This window comes from Mesorhizobium sp. M7A.F.Ca.ET.027.02.1.1 (assembly GCF_004022985.1).
In the GTDB taxonomy this organism is placed as follows: domain Bacteria; phylum Pseudomonadota; class Alphaproteobacteria; order Rhizobiales; family Rhizobiaceae; genus Mesorhizobium.
Window position 1 is genome coordinate 1 of the sequence record NZ_RZOL01000508.1, and the last position, 3,878, is coordinate 3,878.

Genomic DNA, 3,878 nt, shown 5'->3' on the forward strand with positions numbered 1-3,878 from the left:
GAGCAGTTCAATCGCCGCGGCCGCCTGTTCGGGCCGCGCGCTGATCTCGGCCGCGATGATGGCTGCAATGCGCTTGATGTCGGATGCCATGTCGTACCTGCTCTCGTCCAAAGAGCGGCGACCATAGGCGCAGACGTCCGGTCCGCCAACCGCCGCGCTTCGATCAGCCCGGCGGGTCCACAGGAAAGCGTGCGCTAATGCTCGGGTCCAATCTAGACCATCCGGCTCAGCGCCTCGAAGAAGGCGACGATTTCAACATCGAGCGGATCGTCGACCGGCTCGGGCTGCGACGACATCTTAGCGATCACCACTTTGGTCCTGGGATCGACATACAGCCACTGGCCATGAATGCCGATGCCGCAATAGGCGCCGTTCGGCAAGCCCGTCTGGTACCATTTGTTGCGATAGCGGCCCTTCGGGAACAGCGGCTGCATCGCGCCGCGCTGCCAGGCGTCGGAACTGCCGCCGCTAGCAACCGTATCGCGCACCCAGGCTTCCGGCACGATGCGGCGGCCATTGGCCACCCCGCCTTGCCGCATCATCTCGCCAACACGCGCCAGGTCGCGCGGCGTCACCGAAATACCGCCGGCCGTGCGCGCCGTGCCTTCCATGTCGACGCCGATCGAGGCTTCGCCGACAGCGCCGAGCGGCAGCCACAGCTTCTCGCGCATCAGGTCGGTGAACCGCTGGCCCGACGCGCGCTCGAGCAGCAGTCCGAGCAGGTCGGAATTCGGCGAGCGGTAGCGGAAGGTCTGGCCATGCGGCTCTGCAAGGCGTTGCAAGGTCAAAATGAATTCGCGCAGGCTCTCCGTGCCGCCGCCCGGATTCCACAGCGTGGCGCGACGATAGCGGGCGAAAGCGCTCTCCGGATCGAGATAGGCTTCCTCGAAATCGAGGCTGACGCTCATGTCGAGCACATGCCGCACGCTCGCATCGCCATAGGCCGAGCCGGCGGCTTCAGGGATGTAGGCCGTCACCGGCGCTTCCGGGTCGAATACGCCCTCGCCTTCCAGAATGCCGGCAATGATGGCGGTCAGCGACTTGCTGATCGAAAAGATGATGTGGCGGGCGCCGAAATCCATATGCGGGGCGAACCAGTCGCCGACGATCTTGCCGTCTTTCATCACCGTCAGTGCGTCGGTGCTCGAACGCGCGAGAAATTCAGCCACTGTCTCCGATGTGCCGGCGATCGCGACCTTTTCGCCGAGCAGGCCGCCCATATCGCGCACGGGGGTTTCGACAACGCCCGACGTCGCCGCCACGCGGGCGGTCGGCACCAGTTCGCCGAGGTTCTGGAACGACCACCGGTTGAAGGGGTTCTCGCGCCAGTTGGCGAGCACCACCTGGTTGCGCCGGAAGCCATAGCGGGTCTCGAACACGGTCTTGCCGGTCATGGCGTTTCCTTCCGGGTCGTTTTTTCTTTGTGGGGGCTCAGCGAAGTGCCGTGGCGATAGCGTGCAGGCCTTCAGCGTCGCTATGGAATAGGCACCATTGGCGAAATCCGGCCAGGTCGAAAGCTTCACCACGACCATTCCGGTGTTCCAGTCGATATGGATCATCTGACCGAACACGCCGCGGCACATCAGTGCGCGCGAGCGCGGATCCTCGATCCAGAACTGGTTGCGATAGCTGCCCTCCGGCAGGCTGGGGCTGAAGTCCGGCCCATGCCTGCCGTTGCGCGTCGCCTCGACCCAGCCGGCCGGCACGACGCCGCCACCATTGTCGAGGATCAGCTGGCCGAAGCGGCCATAGTCGCGCAGCGTCGCGTTGAAGCCACCGTCGGCCACCGCATAGCCGGCGCTATCGACCGTGAAGCAGGCGCTTTCATCAGCGCCGAGCTTTTGCCAGAGTTCTTCCGAAATCACCTGCGGCAGCCGTTTGCCCGTCACCCGCTCCATGATGAAGGCAAGCACGTCGGTCTCGATCGAGCGGTATTCGAATTGAGCCCCGTGCGGGCGGATCGTGTCCTTCAAGCCGAGGATCAGCTCGAACATGTGCGAGGGCCAACGAAAGGCCGGATCGCTGTCCGGCGGCACCGGCTTCCAGCCGGTGGCGACATCGACCTGGCCGATGTCGGAATAGCGGTCGGTATATTCCTCTGAGAAACGGACGCCGCTGGTCATGTCCAGCACATGCTGGACGCTGGCGCCGGTCCAGCCGGTAACGCCGAGTTCCGGCAGGTAATCTGTTACCAGTCTGGCCGGATCGATCAGGCCGCGCCCGACCAGTATGCCGAACACCGAACCGGTAACGGACTTCGCCATCGACTGCGACAAGTGCAGCGTGCGCTCATCCATGCCGTTGAAATAGCGCTCATAGGCGACCTTGCCGTCCTTGAGCACCAGAAAGCCGTCCGTATAGGTCTCGTCGAGCAACCCGGCGAGCGTCGTCGGCATGCCCTCGCTGTCCTCGACCGCCAGCCCGTCGAGATCAACCTCGGCGCGTTCGAAGCGGTGGCGATGGCCATTGCCGCGCCAGACTTCGGCGGTCGGCAGAATTTCACGGATGTGCTGGAACGCCCAGCGGTTCCACGGCGGCCGGTCCCAGTCGAGCTTCGGCGGTACCATGGCGGGCGGCGAGCCCTGCATGATCGGCGGCCGCGGATCGGAATTGCGATAGGAGTCCATGACGGCCGAGTCCCTTGAACATGAAAACGGACCCGGCGGCGTGTGCCGCCGGGTCCGTCGAACCCAGTTTATTTCTGCAACTCGGTCCAGATCTTGGTGTAAATTTCCTGGGTCTCCGGCGAGCACATCTGCTGCAGCTCGCCACGTGGCTTGTCCGCGGCCGGAATGATGACTTCGGGCGCGTCCTTCATGTCGGCCGGCATGTACTTGTCCGAGCCGGTGATGGCATTGGCGTAGCGATGGAAGGCCGAGAGACCTGCCGCGTTTTCCGGGTCCATGATGAAGTTCTGGAAAAGCTTGGCGTTCTCGACGTTCTTGGCTTCCTTAAGAACGACGACGTTGTCGCTCCACAGGCCGAAGCCTTCTTTCGGATAGTTGTAGTGGATGGCCGGGTTGGCCAGCCGCTGGCGCAGCGCCGAGCCGTTCCAGTCGCTGGTCGCCTTGAAGTCGCCGGCGCCCATCTTCTCGATGGTGTTGTATTCCATCGCGATCCAGTTCGGCTTGGCCGCCACCAACAGGTCGCGCACCTTCTTCAGCACCGCCTTGTCGTCGGTGCATTGCTGGCCGCCGACATACTTGATCGCGGCGAACATCACATCGCCCATCTCCGGAACGACATTGACCTTGCCCTTGAGCTCGTCAGGCGTGTTGAAGATGATGCCCCAGCTATCGGCCGGCCCCTTGTAGGCATCGGTATTGACGACCACGCCGATCGTGCCCCACGCCCATGGAACACTGTATTTGCGTCCCGGATCGAAATCGGGATTGGCCCATTCCGGCGCCACGTTCTTGAAGTTTTCCATCTTGCCAGGATCGGTCTCCTGGATGAGGCCTTCCTTGATCCAGATCGGCACGTAGGTCTGCGACGGCACCGCAATGTCGAAGCCGGTGCCTCCCTGGCGAACCTTGGCCAGCGCGGTGTCGTTGGAATCGTAGTCGGTGATGGTCACTTTGACGTTGTATTTGGCCTCGAACTTCTTGATCACGTCGGGGCTGGTGTAGTTGCCCCAATTGTAGATGTTGAGCACGCCGTCGGCGCGGGCCAGGCCCGTCGAGGCGAGCAACGCCAACCCCATGGCGGTTGCTGTTGTCTTCCAGTTCATGGTTTTAACTCCCATTTTTCGGTTCAGTCTCGTTTCCTGCTGACGAAGAAAAACAACGTGACGATCGCGACCGAAAGCAGCAGGAAGGCGGTCGATATCGCGTTGATCTCGGGTGTGATGCCGCGGCGGATCTGGCCGAGCATGTAGG

General features: G+C 62.8%; 2 protein-coding genes and 2 pseudogenes. All 4 read right to left on the reverse strand.

Features of this window, described 5'->3' with window-relative positions:
- Positions 1-212: 212 nt before the first annotated feature.
- Positions 213-1,394, reverse strand: a complete 1,182-nt coding sequence (locus EN749_RS32330) for a serine hydrolase (protein ID WP_127268197.1) — start codon at positions 1,392-1,394, stop codon at positions 213-215.
- Between the two features lie 37 nt (positions 1,395-1,431).
- Positions 1,432-2,627: pseudogene (locus tag EN749_RS32335) on the reverse strand (serine hydrolase).
- Positions 2,628-2,695: 68 nt separating this feature from the next.
- On the reverse strand, positions 2,696-3,730 hold the full coding sequence (locus EN749_RS32340) for an extracellular solute-binding protein (protein WP_023809982.1): 1,035 nt from the start codon (positions 3,728-3,730) through the stop codon (positions 2,696-2,698).
- A gap of 23 nt (positions 3,731-3,753) precedes the next feature.
- Positions 3,754-3,878, reverse strand: a pseudogene (locus tag EN749_RS39170) (spermidine/putrescine ABC transporter permease PotC); the annotation flags it as partial.

Bases quoted from the DNA above. Each gene is read 5' to 3' on its own strand.
- EN749_RS32330 (WP_127268197.1), bottom strand. From the start codon at position 1,394: ATGACCGGCAAGACCGTGTTCGAGACCCGCTATGGCTTCCGGCGCAAC.
- EN749_RS32340 (WP_023809982.1), bottom strand. From the start codon at position 3,730: ATGAACTGGAAGACAACAGCAACCGCCATGGGGTTGGCGTTGCTCGCC.